General features: G+C 59.7%; 13 protein-coding genes. All 13 read left to right on the forward strand.

Translation table 11 applies throughout. From position 1 onward, the window contains the following. The first annotated feature begins 60 nt into the window (after positions 1-60). Positions 61-990 (forward strand): sugar ABC transporter substrate-binding protein, encoded by a 930-nt coding sequence (locus AC1DIJ_RS08175; RefSeq protein WP_112385932.1) that lies wholly within the window; start codon positions 61-63, stop codon positions 988-990. A 66-nt stretch (positions 991-1,056) separates the two neighbouring features. Next, positions 1,057-2,598 carry a sugar ABC transporter ATP-binding protein gene (locus tag AC1DIJ_RS08180; RefSeq protein WP_112385931.1) on the forward strand — a complete coding sequence of 514 codons (1,542 nt, stop codon included), beginning with the start codon at positions 1,057-1,059 and terminating at the stop codon, positions 2,596-2,598. 34 nt (positions 2,599-2,632) lie between these two features. Further along, complete coding sequence (locus AC1DIJ_RS08185) at positions 2,633-3,658, forward strand: ABC transporter permease (RefSeq protein WP_112385930.1); 1,026 nt, start codon at positions 2,633-2,635, stop codon at positions 3,656-3,658. 156 nt (positions 3,659-3,814) lie between these two features. Then, positions 3,815-4,873, forward strand: a complete 1,059-nt coding sequence (locus AC1DIJ_RS08190) for a dipeptidase (RefSeq protein ID WP_112385929.1) — start codon at positions 3,815-3,817, stop codon at positions 4,871-4,873. A 47-nt stretch (positions 4,874-4,920) separates the two neighbouring features. Next, positions 4,921-6,564, forward strand: coding sequence for an ABC transporter substrate-binding protein (locus AC1DIJ_RS08195; RefSeq protein WP_112385928.1), 1,644 nt, complete (start codon positions 4,921-4,923; stop codon positions 6,562-6,564). Positions 6,565-6,582: 18 nt separating this feature from the next. Further along, positions 6,583-7,650, forward strand: a complete 1,068-nt coding sequence (locus AC1DIJ_RS08200) for an ABC transporter permease (protein ID WP_112385927.1) — start codon at positions 6,583-6,585, stop codon at positions 7,648-7,650. Continuing rightward, positions 7,647-8,582 carry an ABC transporter permease gene (locus AC1DIJ_RS08205; protein ID WP_112385926.1) on the forward strand — a complete coding sequence of 312 codons (936 nt, stop codon included), beginning with the start codon at positions 7,647-7,649 and terminating at the stop codon, positions 8,580-8,582. The genes AC1DIJ_RS08200 and AC1DIJ_RS08205 overlap by 4 nt, the downstream gene beginning before the upstream one ends. Beyond that, entirely contained in the window at positions 8,579-9,412 is an 834-nt protein-coding gene (locus AC1DIJ_RS08210; protein ID WP_112385925.1) for an ABC transporter ATP-binding protein, read from the forward strand. Before AC1DIJ_RS08205 ends, AC1DIJ_RS08210 begins: the two co-directional genes overlap by 4 nt. Then, positions 9,409-10,158 carry an ABC transporter ATP-binding protein gene (locus AC1DIJ_RS08215; protein WP_112385924.1) on the forward strand — a complete coding sequence of 250 codons (750 nt, stop codon included), beginning with the start codon at positions 9,409-9,411 and terminating at the stop codon, positions 10,156-10,158. Before AC1DIJ_RS08210 ends, AC1DIJ_RS08215 begins: the two co-directional genes overlap by 4 nt. Before the next feature lie 158 nt (positions 10,159-10,316). Then, complete coding sequence (locus AC1DIJ_RS08220) at positions 10,317-10,505, forward strand: hypothetical protein (protein WP_112385923.1); 189 nt, start codon at positions 10,317-10,319, stop codon at positions 10,503-10,505. A 136-nt stretch (positions 10,506-10,641) separates the two neighbouring features. After that, positions 10,642-10,806 carry a hypothetical protein gene (locus tag AC1DIJ_RS08225; protein WP_310296505.1) on the forward strand — a complete coding sequence of 55 codons (165 nt, stop codon included), beginning with the start codon at positions 10,642-10,644 and terminating at the stop codon, positions 10,804-10,806. A gap of 182 nt (positions 10,807-10,988) precedes the next feature. Beyond that, positions 10,989-11,498 carry a Dps family protein gene (locus AC1DIJ_RS08230; protein WP_112385922.1) on the forward strand — a complete coding sequence of 170 codons (510 nt, stop codon included), beginning with the start codon at positions 10,989-10,991 and terminating at the stop codon, positions 11,496-11,498. 154 nt (positions 11,499-11,652) lie between these two features. Continuing rightward, entirely contained in the window at positions 11,653-11,814 is a 162-nt protein-coding gene (locus AC1DIJ_RS08235; protein ID WP_112386069.1) for a DUF1328 domain-containing protein, read from the forward strand. Positions 11,815-11,929 lie beyond the last annotated feature (115 nt).

Raw genomic sequence — 11,929 nt, forward strand, 5'->3', positions numbered from 1 at the left:
GGGCCCGAAGTTCCGGCGTGAGGAGGGTGCTGCCGGACACCGCTTTGTGGAGGAAATAAAATGAAAAAGTTTATCCTGGGCACTGCGATGGCGCTTGTCATGTCGACGGCCGCGCATGCGGAAACGGTCGGCGTTTCCATGGCCAAGTTCGACGACAACTTCCTGACCGTTCTGCGCAACGGCATGATCGATTACTCGAAGACGCTGAGCGGCGTGACGCTGCAGGTCGAAGACGCGCAGAACGACGTGTCGAAGCAGCAGAGCCAGATCCAGAATTTCATCGCCTCCAAGGTCGATGCGATCATCGTCAACCCCGTCGACACTGACGCAACGGCTGCGATGTCGAAGCTCGCCGCCGATGCCGGCATTCCGCTGGTTTACGTCAACCGCCAGCCCGTCAACGTCGACACGCTGCCTGACAATCAGGCATTCGTCGCGTCCAACGAACTGGAATCCGGCACGCTGGAAACCAAGGAAGTCTGCCGTCTCCTCGGTGGCAAGGGCAAGGCCGTGGTCATCATGGGCGAACTGTCGAACCAGGCTGCCCGCATGCGCACCCAGGACGTTCATGACGTCATCAAGACCGACGAATGCAAGGGCATTGAGATCGTGGAAGAGCAGACGGCAAACTGGGATCGTACCCAGGGCTCCGACCTGGTGACCAACTGGCTCTCCAGCGGCCTCGAGTTCAATGCCATCATCTCGAACAACGACGAAATGGCGATCGGCGCGATCCAGGCCCTCAAGGCTGCCGGCAAGGACATGAAGGACTATGTCGTTGGCGGTGTTGACGCCACGCAGGACGCGCTTGCCGCCATGCAGGCCGGCGATCTCGACGTGACCGTGTTCCAGGACGCGGCAGGTCAGGGCAAGGGCTCGCTCGATGCGGCTCTCAAGCTCGCCAAGGGCGAAAAGATCGACAAAAAGGTCTACATTCCCTTCCAGCTCGTCACCCCTGAAAACGTCAAGGACTTCGTCGCCAAGAACTAAGGCGCCGTGTCACGGATGCGGGCGTCATGCCCGCATCCAGTTCCTGCCGTATCCGGAGAGAAGAAGATGGCTATCAGCCCGTCCACCATGGCTGCCGTGCGCGCCAGCGGGGCCGTTCCGAATGCGGAATTCCTGCTGAGTGCCGAGGGCGTTCGCAAGGAATTTCCAGGTGTCGTCGCACTCGACGACGTTCAGTTCCGCTTGAAGCGCGGCTCGGTGCATGCGCTGATGGGCGAGAATGGCGCCGGAAAATCGACGCTTATGAAGATTCTTGCCGGCATCTATACGCCTGACAAGGGCGAGGTGCGTCTGAAGGGCGTTCACATCCAGCTGAAGTCGCCGCTCGATGCGCTGGAAAACGGCATCGCCATGATTCATCAGGAACTGAACCTGATGCCGTTCATGACGGTTGCTGAAAATATCTGGATTCGCCGCGAGCCGAAGAGCCGTTTCGGCTTCGTTGATCATGGCGAGATGTATCGCATGACCGAGGAGCTGTTTCAGCGGCTCAACATCGATATCGATCCGGATATCGAAGTGCGTCATCTCTCGGTTGCCAGCCGCCAGATGGTCGAGATCGCCAAGGCGGTTTCCTACAATTCAGACGTTCTGATCATGGACGAGCCCACCTCGGCACTGACCGAGCGTGAAGTCGCTCATCTGTTCGATATCATTCGCGCCTTGAGAGCCCAGGGCATCGGCATCGTCTACATCACCCACAAGATGAACGAGCTGTTTGCGATCGCCGACGAGTTTTCGGTGTTCCGGGACGGCAAGTATATCGGCACGCATGCGTCTACCGATGTGACGCGCGACGACATCATCAAGATGATGGTCGGCCGCGAGATTACCCAGATGTTTCCGAAGGAAGAGGTTCCGATCGGCGACGTCGTGCTGTCGGTCAAGGATCTGACGCTCAGCAACGTCTTTCGCGATGTCTCCTTCGATGTGCGCGCAGGCGAAATTCTAGGTGTGGCCGGTCTGGTCGGCTCCGGGCGTTCGAATGTCGCTGAAACGCTGTTCGGTGTGACGCCGGCCAGCGCCGGCACGATCGAGCTGTTCGGCAAGAAGGTTGACATCAACTCGCCCACCGTTGCCATCCAGAACCACATGGCTTTCCTCACTGAAGACCGGAAGGACACGGGCTGTCTTCTGATCCTCAACGTGCTCGAAAACATGCAGATCGCCGTGCTGCAGGACAAGTTCGTCAAGGGCGGCTTCGTGCAGGAGCGGGCACTGGAGAAGACCTGCGAAGACATGGCGCGCAGGCTCAGGGTCAAGACGCCCAATCTCGACGAGCGCGTCGAAAATCTCTCGGGCGGCAACCAGCAGAAAGTGCTGATTGGTCGCTGGCTGCTCACCAATCCGAAGATCCTGATCCTCGATGAACCCACGCGTGGCATCGACGTCGGCGCCAAGGCCGAGATCCACAGGCTGGTGACCGAGATGGCCAGAAACGGCGTCGCGGTGATCATGATTTCGTCGGAAATGCCGGAAGTGCTCGGCATGAGTGACCGCATCATGGTCATGCATGAAGGGCGGGTGACCGGTTTCCTCGATCGCGCCGAAGCAACACAGGTGAAGGTGATGGAGCTCGCCGCGCAGTAAACGCGCCACTCGATTGCCAAAGGGAGGTTTGAACATGAACACAGATGCAGCAGAAGGCCATGCGCCGCTCGCAGCCCGGGTCCGCCGCCGCCGGATACCGCCGGAACTCAGCATCTTCCTGGTGCTGATCGGCATCGCCCTCGTCTACGAGATTCTCGGCTGGATCTTCATCGGCCAGAGCTTCCTGATGAACCCGCAGCGCCTGACGATCATGATCCTGCAGGTCTCGGTGATCGGCATCATTTCGGTCGGGGTGACGCAGGTCATCATCACCGGCGGCATCGATCTATCCTCGGGTTCGGTCGTCGGCATGACGGCGATGATCGCGGCGAGCTTTGCCCAGGCCTCCACCTGGCCGCGTGCGCTCTATCCATCGCTGACCGACATGCCGTTCTTCGTGCCGATCGGTGTCGGCCTGCTGATCGGCCTTCTGGCCGGCTATATCAATGGCCAGCTGATCGCCAAGACCAAGATACCGCCCTTCATCGCCACGCTCGGCATGATGGTGTCGGCACGCGGCATCTCGAAGTGGTACACGAAGGGCCAGCCGGTCTCCGGCCTGACTGATCAGTTCAATTTCATCGGCACTGGTATCTGGCCTGTTATCGTCTTCCTCGTCGTCGCGCTGATCTTCCACATCGCGCTGCGCTATACCCGCTACGGCAAGTTCACCTATGCGATCGGCGCCAACATGCAGGCGGCACGCGTTTCGGGTATCAATATCGAAGCGCATCTGATCAAGGTCTATGCTATCGCGGGTCTGCTCGCCGGTCTCGCCGGCGTCGTGACCGCGGCCCGTGCGCAGACGGCGCAGGCTGGCATGGGCGTGATGTACGAACTCGATGCGATCGCTGCAGCTGTCATCGGCGGCACGTCGCTGACGGGCGGTGTCGGGCGCATCACCGGTACCGTGATCGGCACGGTCATTCTCGGCGTCATGACCTCAGGCTTCACCTTCCTCAGGGTGGATGCCTACTACCAGGAAATCGTCAAGGGCGTGATCATCGTTGCCGCCGTCGTCGTGGACGTCTACCGGCAGAAGAAACGCGCAAAGCACTGAAACATGAAAAAATGACGGGGCCGGATGGCCCCGTTTTCACGTTTGGCGTCTATTTCAGCGGCGCCGCAAATTTCTAAAAAAGGGGCTGGCCTATTTTTCCAGCCTTTCTATTGTTGTCACTTGATATTTGCCCGGAAGGGTAGAGCAGGAAGACAGATGCAGCTCGTATTCGATGGCCATAACGACGTTCTCCTCAGGCTTTGGACACATGAAAGAGACGGTAACGATCCGGTCGCCGAATTTCTGAACGGAACGACCCAGGGCCATATCGATGCGCCCCGCGCCCGCAAGGGCGGTCTGGCCGGCGGCCTCTGCGCCATCTACATCCCGTCCGGCGATCTCGTCTTTGCGGATCCCGATGAAAACGGTCACTACGAAACCCCGCTTTCCGCACCGCTCGACCGTCTCCCTTCGCTGGGGATCGCGACCGAGATGGCGGCGATTGCGCTGCGTCTCGACACCGCCGATGCCTGGCGCCTTTGCCGCAGCGTCAAGGATATCCGCGCGGCGATGGCGAGCGGGATCTTTGCCGCCGTCATGCACATTGAGGGCTGCGAGGCGATCGGGCCGGATCTTGCTGCGCTCGAAGTCTTTTATGCCGCCGGATTGCGCTCGCTCGGCCCCGTCTGGAGCCGCCACAATGTCTTCGGGCATGGCGTGCCTTTTGCTTTTCCGAAAAACCCGGATACGGCACCCGGTCTGACGGATGCCGGTTTCGAGTTGGTGCGCGAGTGCAACCGCCTCGGCATCATGATCGATCTGTCGCATATCACCGAGAAGGGCTTCTGGGATGTTGCCAAGACCAGCGATCAGCCGCTGGTGGCCACCCATTCCAATGCCCATGCATTGACGCCCGTTGCCCGCAACCTGACCGACAAGCAACTCGACGCCATCAGGGAGTGCAAGGGGCTCGTCGGTCTGAATTATGCGACGGCCATGCTGCGCTCGGATGGACGCTCCGATGGCGAGACGCCGCTTTCCGACATGATCCGGCATATCGACCATCTCGTCGAGCGCGTCGGCATCGATTGCGTTGCGCTCGGATCGGACTTCGACGGGGCGACGATTCCCGACGAAATCGGTGATGCTGCAGGCAACCAGAAGCTGATTGCCGCCCTTCGGGACAGTGGATATGGTGAGGACGATCTCAAGAAACTTGCCAGCGAGAACTGGCTGAGAATCCTGGCTTCGGCGTGGAGGGAGAAGGACGTCTGAGCCTGAGAACTGCTTTGTAATCAATCAAAAACAGGGGAACAGAACCAATGATGATTACCAAACTGAACCGCAGCTTCCGTGCCCTTTCTGCCGGTGCTGCTCTTTCGCTTCTCATGATGGCAGCGCCTGCCGCCTTTGCTGAAACGCCGAAGGATACGCTGGTCGAAGGCTTCGCCATCGACGACATCATCACCATGGATCCGGGCGAAGCGTTCGAGCTTTCCACCGCTGAAGTGACCAGCAACAGCTACAGCCTGCTGGTGCGCCTCGATATGGCCGACACCTCGAAGGTCAAGGGTGACCTTGCCGAAAGCTGGACCGTTTCCGATGATGGCCTGACCTATACGTTCAAGCTGAAGCCGGGCCTCAAGTTCGCCTCCGGCAACCCGATCACCGCAGAAGACGTCGCATGGTCTTTCGAGCGCGCCGTCAAGCTCGACAAGAGCCCGGCCTTCATTCTCACCCAGTTCGGCCTCACCGGCGACAACGTCACGGAAAAGGCGAAGGCCGCCGATCCGAATACCTTCGTCTTCACCGTCGACAAGGCCTATGCGCCGAGCTTCGTGCTGAACTGCCTGACGGCAACGGTTGCTTCCGTCGTCGACAAGAAGCTGGTGCTCGATCACGTCAAGCCCGTCACCGTCGATGCCGACCACAAGTATGACAACGACTTCGGCAACGATTGGCTGAAGACCGGCTATGCCGGTTCCGGCGCTTTCAAACTGCGCGAATGGCGCGCCAATGAAGTCGTCGTTCTCGAGCGCAACGACAATTATTACGGCGACAAGCCAAAGCTGAACCGCGTCATCTACCGCTACATGAAGGAAAGCTCGGCACAGCGCCTGGCGCTTGAGGCTGGTGACATCGATATCGCGCGTAACCTTGAGCCAGGCGATCTCGATGCCGTCGCGAAGAATGCCGATCTGGCGACGACAGACGCGCCGAAGAGCACGATCTATTACGTCAGCCTCAACCTGAAGAACGAGAACCTGAAAAAGCCTGAAGTGCAGCAGGCCTTCAAATATCTGGTCGATTACGATGCGATCAGCTCGACGCTCATCAAGGGCATCGGCGAAGTTCACCAAACCTTCCTGCCGAAGGGCCAGCTTGGCGCGCTTGACGAAAATCCGTTCAAGCTCGACGTCGCCAAGGCCAAGGAGCTGCTGGCAAAGGCAGGCCTGCCGGATGGCTTCTCCGTCACCATGGACGTGCGCAACACGCAGCCGGTCACCGGCATTGCCGAATCCATGCAGCAGACGCTTGGACAGGCCGGTATCAAGCTCGAAATCGTCCCGGGTGACGGCAAGCAGACGCTGACGAAATATCGCGCCCGCACGCACGATATCTATATCGGCCAGTGGGGCTCGGACTATTTCGATCCGAATTCGAATGCGGACACGTTCACCTCGAACCCTGACAATTCGGATGCCGGCACCAACAAGACGCTCGCCTGGCGCAACACGTTCGAGGCACCGGATCTCGACAAGGAAGCCAAGGCTGCGCTGCTTGAGCGTGACGGTGCCAAGCGTGCCGCCATGTACCAGGACATCCAGAAGAAGTACCTGGAAAACAGCCCCTTCGTCTTCATCTTCCAGCAGATCGAAGTGGCCGGCTACCGCAAGAGCCTGAAAGACTTCAAGCTCGGCCCAAGCTTCGACACCAACTATGTCGGTCCGATCGCCAAGGAATAATCCGGTAGGATTGGTTCATTGAGCATCGTTGAAACAAAGGTGGAGGCGCGGCCCGCGAAGGGCCGCGCACTTCCGCTCGCCAAAGCACTCGGGCGTTTTCTGATTGCCGCGGTCACGACCTATCTCGGCCTCTTGGCCGTCACCTTCTTCATCGGCCGCGTGGTGCCGATCGATCCGGTCCTTGCCATCCTCGGCGACCGGGCGCCGACCCATGTGGTCGAGCGTGTGCGCCGGGAAATGGGCTTCGACCTGCCGCTCTACGAGCAGTTCTATATCTATCTGAAGGGCATTCTCTCCGGGGATTTCGGCAATTCGGTTCTGACGACCAACCCTGTTATGACCGATATTCGCCGTGCATTTCCCGCGACCATCGAACTGGCAACCTGTGGCACGATCATCGGCGCGGTGATCGGCATTCCGCTCGGTGTGCTGGCTGCGGTGCGCCGCGGCAGTCTGGCCGACCAGGTGGTGCGCGTCATCGGGCTTATCGGCTATTCGGTCCCGATCTTCTGGCTGGCCTTGATCTCACTTGTCGTTTTCTATGCGAAGCTGCGCTGGGTGGCGTTCCCCGGCCGTATCGATATCGTCTACGAATATACCTTCACGCCGATAACCGGCTTCTATCTGCTCGACAGCGCCTGGCAGGGCCAATGGGACGTCTTCTACGACGTCTTCCGCCACATCATCCTGCCTGCCTCGCTGCTTGGCTATTTCTCGCTCGCCTATATCAGCCGCATGACCCGCAGCTTCATGCTAAACGAGCTCAGCCAAGAATATATCGTTGCGGCGCGCGCCAAGGGTCTCTCCGAAACGCGGGTGATCTGGGGCCATGCGCTCCGCAACGCCGGCGTTCCGCTGATCACCGTCATCGCGCTTTCCTATGCCGGGCTGCTTGAAGGTTCGGTGCTGACGGAGACGGTGTTCTCCTGGCCAGGCATCGGCCTCTACATCACCAACTCGCTGCAGAGCGCCGACATGAACGCCGTGCTCGGCGGCACGATCGTCATCGGCACCGTCTTCATCGGCATCAACCTCCTGTCCGATCTTCTCTACCGGACCCTCGATCCAAGGACGCGAAGCCGATGACGGTTCCGGTCAGCCAGACACCTCCGATGAGCCGCCGCGAATGGCTGCTTTCCGACCGGCCGCAATCACGCACGCAGGCGCGTCTCGGGCGCGCCTATGTCACTTGGCGGCAGTTCACCGCCAACAAGCTCGCCGTCGTCGGTCTGGTGATCATCATCGGGCTGCTGTTCGTCGCGGCCTTTGCCGATCTCCTGGCAACGCATTCGCCTGTCATCGGTGATCTCAAGAACGCGCGGCTGATGCCGCCGGGCACTGCCGGCTATCTTCTCGGCACCGACGATCAGGGCCGCGATATCTATTCGCGTCTGATCTATGGCTCGCGGCTCACGCTCTTCGTCGTCGTTCTCGTCGCCATCATCTCCGCGCCGATCGGGCTGATCGTCGGCACCGTCTCCGGCTATGCCGGCGGCTGGGTCGATGCGACCCTGATGCGGATCACCGATATCTTTCTGGCCTTTCCAAAGCTGGTGCTGGCACTTGCCTTCGTCGCGGCCTTGGGGCCGGGGATCCAGAACGCGGTCATCGCCATCGCCATCACCTCCTGGCCGCCCTACGCCCGTATCGCCCGCGCCGAGACGCTGACGGTGCGGCGGTCGGACTATATTTCTGCGGTGAAGCTGATGGGCGCCTCACCGATCAGGATCATCATCCGCCATGTCATGCCGCTCTGCATCTCGTCGCTGATCGTCCGGGTGACGCTCGATATGGCGGGCATCATCCTGACGGCGGCAGGTCTCGGCTTTCTCGGCCTCGGCGCCCAGCCGCCGCTGCCGGAATGGGGTGCGATGATCGCCTCGGGCCGCCGCTTCATTCTCGATCAATGGTGGGTGGCGGCCATGCCCGGCATTGCCATCCTGATCGTCAGCCTCGGCTTCAACCTGCTTGGCGACGGACTGCGCGATGCGCTCGATCCGAAGGAGAGCGGCCAATGACCGAGCTTCTCGACGTCAAGAACCTGCGCGTCAGCTATCCGACGCGCACAGGCGTGATCGAGGCGGTGCGTGGCGTGTCGTTCACGCTCGGCAAGGAACGCCTCGGTATCGTCGGTGAATCCGGCTCCGGCAAGTCTCAGACCGGCCGCGCCATCATGGGCCTCACCCCGAAGCACGCCGTCGTCAGCGCCGACAAACTCGACTTCAACGGCATCGATCTCCTGTCCGCCTCCGCCAAGCAGCGGCGTCTTCTGCGCGGCAAGCGGATCGCCATGGTGCTGCAAGATCCGAAATATTCGCTGGATCCGGTCATGTCGATCGGCCGGCAGATCTGCGAGACGCTGAAGACCCATGAAAAGGTCGGTCGGGCGGAGGCCAAGGAACGGGCGCTTGCCATGCTAGAGGCGGTGCAGATCCGCGATCCCAAGCGGGTCTTCGATCTCTATCCGCACGAAGTTTCCGGCGGCATGGGGCAGCGGGCGATGATCGCCATGATGCTGATCGCCGGGCCGGAGCTGTTGATTGCCGACGAGCCGACATCGGCGCTCGACGTGACCGTTCAGCTCGATGTGCTGAAGATCATGGACAAGCTCGTTTCCGAACGCGGCATGGGCCTGATCTTCGTATCGCACGATCTGCGCCTCGTCTCGTCCTTCTGTGACCGTGTCATCGTCATGTATGCGGGCAGGATTGTCGAGGAATTGAAGGCATCCGACCTGAAGAATGCCCAGCATCCCTATACACAGGGCCTGCTGAACTGCATGCCGGAGATTGGCCAGAGCCGTCATCCGCTGCCGGTTCTTGACCGCAAGCCGGAGTGGGCCGCATGAGCGCAGCACTCTCTGTCGAAAAACTCGGCGTCATCTACGACGATTTCCACGCCTTGAAGGATGTGAGCATCGAAGTCGGAACGGGCGAGTCCTTCGGGCTCGTTGGCGAGTCCGGGTCGGGGAAGTCGACGCTGCTGCGAGCCGTCGCGGGGCTTGCGCCCGTCAGCTCCGGCACGATCCGCATTCATGGCGAGGCGCTGCAGGGCGCCAAGCGCAGCAAGGCCTTCTATCGCAGCGTCCAGATGGTGTTTCAGGACCCCTATGGCTCGCTTCATCCCCGCCAGACGATTGACCGTCTGCTGCTCGAACCTCTGGCGATCCACGGCATCGGCGATGGTGAAACGCGTATTGCCCGCGCGCTTGACGAAGTCGGTCTCGGAAATGGTTTCCGTTTCCGCTATCCGCATCAGCTTTCCGGCGGCCAGCGCCAGCGCGTGGCGATTGCCCGCGCGCTGATCGTCGAGCCGTCGGTGCTGTTGCTCGATGAGCCGACCTCGGCACTCGATGCCTCCGTTCAGGCCGAAGTGCTGAACCTGCTGGAGCAAATCCGGCGCGATCGAAAGCTGACTTTCGTGATGGTCAGCCACGATCTCGGCGTCGTCACCCATATGTGCGAGCAGCTCGCGGTGATGCGCAATGGCGCGGTCGTCGAGCGCTTGAGCTCGGCTGAGCTTGCCCGCGCCGATGTCCAGGAAGAATACACCCGCAATCTGATGATCGCGAGCAAAGGCTTCGTCAAAAGTTGAAATGCAGGTTTTTCAAGTGCTTGAAAAGGCTGCTCCATGCGCGCGGTTAAGGTTAACGTAGCGTTAAAGACGACCATTCGACTAGACTATTGACAGGCCCGTTTCATCTGTCATGATCCCGTTAACGATTGTTAGTTTTCGTGATCATGGAGGTAAGGATGTTCTTTCTCGGTGGCATGACCATGGGATATCTCGAGCCGCCGGTGAAGGCCGAGCGGAGCGAGCAGCCAGTCGTTTCTATTCCTGCCGAAAAGGACCGCCGCTTCATCGATGTCTCCGCTGCCGCGCAGCGGGAGGAAAATGCGATCGAACGGTCGTTGATCTGGGCCTGGCGTACTCTCTGCTGAGCTTTCTTCCAGTGCCGGTTGGATTTTCTACCCGGTTGCCTCTGGAAGGAATTTTATCTCTACCTACCTGATAGAGAATATAAGAATAAAGGTGCAGGCACAAAGCCGCACCAAAGAGAACAGACGGAGGCAACACATGGCAGACCTGGGTATATCGCATACTCACGCGAACCATTATGGTTCCGTGCCGGCAAAGAAGCCGCTCTCCGTGCGCGGCAAGCTGCAGCTTGGCGTTCACGCCGTGCTGCTGACCGCAGCTTTCGCATTCGTCGCTGCGTTCGTATTCGGCCTGATCGGCTGATCTTCGCACCGGCGCTCTGCCGGTGCCATTCCTTCGGAACAATGTGCCATCCGCGGCATTCTCTGCTTACGCATTCAGCGTGCCGGGAATGGACGTAAAAGGCATAGTGTACCGGAACCCGGTCATTATCCTTCTCCTGCCGTTCCACGCTGTCTGGCGTTCCCAGTCAGGAGTTGAGGACGATGGCAAATACAGCCGTACTGAAACCGAAATCGCGTGACGTCTCGGTGAAAACCGGACTGACCGACAAATATTGCGCCGACATGGCAAAGAGCCTGTCGGCGATCTTGGCGAACACCTATCATCTGGTGATCAAGAGCCACATCTATCACTGGAATGTCGTCGGCCCGCTGTTCAAGCCGCTGCACGAGCTGACCGAAGAGCACTACAACACGCTTTTCAAGGCGACCGATATCATCGCCGAGCGTATTCGAGCCCTTGGTCACCTGGCGCCGGCCCGCGTCGGAGACGCTGCGAAATTCGCGCCTGATAATGGCGACTTCAGCCAGCTGACGGCCGAAGACATGGTGCGCGACCTGATCGCAGATCATGAGGCGGCCTGCAGGGCGATGCGCGAAGCCGGCACCGCTGCCGACGACAACAAGGATCTTGTCACCACCGACATGCTGACCGACCGCCTGACGTTTCACGAGAAGGCGCTCTGGATGCTGAAAGCCATCATTGCAAAGTAGGCGTGGGCGCTTTGCGCCTTACCGCCGCCGCGAGGGCGCATGCTATGTCCATGCGCCCTTTCTTTATAATTCATTGATATCGAAAGATTTTCTCAATCTCGCGGAACCATGGTCACAGATCTTCGTTTATATGTCAGCAAACAAGGAGATGGGCATGCTTTATTACGCTCTGGTATTTCTCGTCGTCGCCCTGATCGCCGGCCTTCTCGGTTTCGGTGGTATTGCCGGCGCGTCGGCCTCGATCGCTCAGGTTCTGTTCTTCCTGTTCCTGGTACTGTTCGTCGTCTCGCTTTTCATGCGTCTGATGCGGCGCTGACGGCGCTGAAAGCATCGTTGCGATGATGAAAATCCGGTGCCGGAGCGGCGCCGGATTTTTCATGTCTCCAGTGCCAATTCTTCGCTCTTGACTTGAATTATCCGCTTAGTGTCCA

This window comes from Rhizobium sp. 10N427 (assembly GCF_056394605.1).

Coding starts and splice junctions, on each gene's coding strand:
- AC1DIJ_RS08190 (WP_112385929.1), top strand. CDS start 3,815: ATGCAGCTCGTATTCGATGGCCATAACGACGTTCTCCTCAGGCTTTGG.
- AC1DIJ_RS08230 (WP_112385922.1), top strand. CDS start 10,989: ATGGCAAATACAGCCGTACTGAAACCGAAATCGCGTGACGTCTCGGTG.
- AC1DIJ_RS08215 (WP_112385924.1), top strand. CDS start 9,409: ATGAGCGCAGCACTCTCTGTCGAAAAACTCGGCGTCATCTACGACGAT.
- AC1DIJ_RS08175 (WP_112385932.1), top strand. CDS start 61: ATGAAAAAGTTTATCCTGGGCACTGCGATGGCGCTTGTCATGTCGACG.
- AC1DIJ_RS08235 (WP_112386069.1), top strand. CDS start 11,653: ATGCTTTATTACGCTCTGGTATTTCTCGTCGTCGCCCTGATCGCCGGC.
- AC1DIJ_RS08195 (WP_112385928.1), top strand. CDS start 4,921: ATGATGATTACCAAACTGAACCGCAGCTTCCGTGCCCTTTCTGCCGGT.
- AC1DIJ_RS08210 (WP_112385925.1), top strand. CDS start 8,579: ATGACCGAGCTTCTCGACGTCAAGAACCTGCGCGTCAGCTATCCGACG.
- AC1DIJ_RS08205 (WP_112385926.1), top strand. CDS start 7,647: ATGACGGTTCCGGTCAGCCAGACACCTCCGATGAGCCGCCGCGAATGG.
- AC1DIJ_RS08225 (WP_310296505.1), top strand. CDS start 10,642: ATGGCAGACCTGGGTATATCGCATACTCACGCGAACCATTATGGTTCC.
- AC1DIJ_RS08180 (WP_112385931.1), top strand. CDS start 1,057: ATGGCTATCAGCCCGTCCACCATGGCTGCCGTGCGCGCCAGCGGGGCC.
- AC1DIJ_RS08220 (WP_112385923.1), top strand. CDS start 10,317: ATGTTCTTTCTCGGTGGCATGACCATGGGATATCTCGAGCCGCCGGTG.
- AC1DIJ_RS08185 (WP_112385930.1), top strand. CDS start 2,633: ATGAACACAGATGCAGCAGAAGGCCATGCGCCGCTCGCAGCCCGGGTC.